The organism is Actinosynnema sp. NPDC023658 (assembly GCF_040639995.1).
Taxonomy (GTDB): Bacteria; Actinomycetota; Actinomycetes; order Mycobacteriales; family Pseudonocardiaceae; genus Actinosynnema.
In genome coordinates this window covers 1-1,155 of sequence record NZ_JBFAAX010001411.1, presented here as the reverse complement: position 1 = coordinate 1,155, position 1,155 = coordinate 1, and the positions used below count along the sequence as shown (strand labels likewise).

The following is a 1,155-nucleotide window of genomic DNA, read 5'->3' as shown; positions in this document are numbered from 1 at the left end:
CACATGGTCGCGCTGCGGGAAGCGGTCAAGGGCGGCGCCGCGGGTCAGGAGGTCGTCGACCGCGTGGTCGCCAGGGCGTTCCGGGCCGACCTGCGGGAGGCGTTCGCCGGGTGGTTCGACCGCAACCGGCGCACGGCGAACTGCCTGGTGCTGCTCGACAACGCCCACCTGCCACCGGGCCGGGAGTTCCTGAAGGTGCTCGCCGCCACGGCGGACCGGGGACCGGACCCGATGGCGGTCGTCGTGGCCGGTGGCCGGTGGGACACGGCGTGGGACGCCCAGTGGCAGCGCCCCGGGATTCCGGCCCACCAGGGCCGCGGACCTGCCGCTGCCGTCCGGTGCGGCGGACGTGACGCGGGTGGTGGGCGGGGGAGTGCCACCCGAACCGCCGTGGTACCTGGTGCGGGTGGGCGAGATGTCCGTGCGGGACATCCGCGCGGCTCGGCCCGAGGTGCAGCGGGACTCGGTGCTGGCCAAGGCTCCTTCCTTCCTGCACCGGCTCACCGGAGGGCTCCCGTGGGCGGTGCACCAGGTGATCGACGCGGCCCGCGCGCTGCCGGGGGACGCCCCCGCGGAGGCGTTGCGCGACGTGTTCACCATCGCCTACCAGCACGGCGACCGGACCGTGACGCTCGCGGACCGCAGCGAGCGCCACCTGCTGCTGGACGGCGGGTTCACCCCGTCGGAGGTGGAGGACCTGACCGTGGCGAGCGCCACCCGGGACCTCGGCCTGCCGGTCGGTGACCGCACCGCGAACCCGGCGCTGCCCCGGTCCCCGGAAGCGCTCCGCGCCAAGCTGGTCATCAACTTCCTCCTGGACCGCGCGCGGGACGAGCCGGGGCGGATGGTCCTCCAACCCTGGCTGCGCCACGTGCTGCTGCACCGGCTCGCCGAACGACCGGACTACCACCGCGCCAGCTGGGAGAAGGTGCACTCCGGCTACCGCGGGCACCACCTGGAGCAGGGGCGTCCGATCGACGCCCTCTACCACGGCCTGGCGCTGGGCGACGTCGACGCCGTGGTGGAGCACCTCGGCGGATTGCTGCGGAAACCGCTGGACCGGGCGGCGGCGTGGGCGTGGATCGACGCCTTCGAGGCGATCACGGCCGCGCCGAACCGCCTGCCGAAGGACCGGGAGCCGCGCGAGCAGGTCGA

The 1,155-nt window shown here is 74.8% G+C and carries 1 protein-coding gene; it reads left to right on the top strand.

Annotated elements, in window-relative coordinates; all coding sequences use genetic code 11:
- Positions 1-349: 349 nt before the first annotated feature.
- Positions 350-1,155 (top strand): hypothetical protein (locus tag AB0G02_RS41410; protein ID WP_360806398.1); only part of this gene is annotated, 806 nt, incomplete at its 3' end.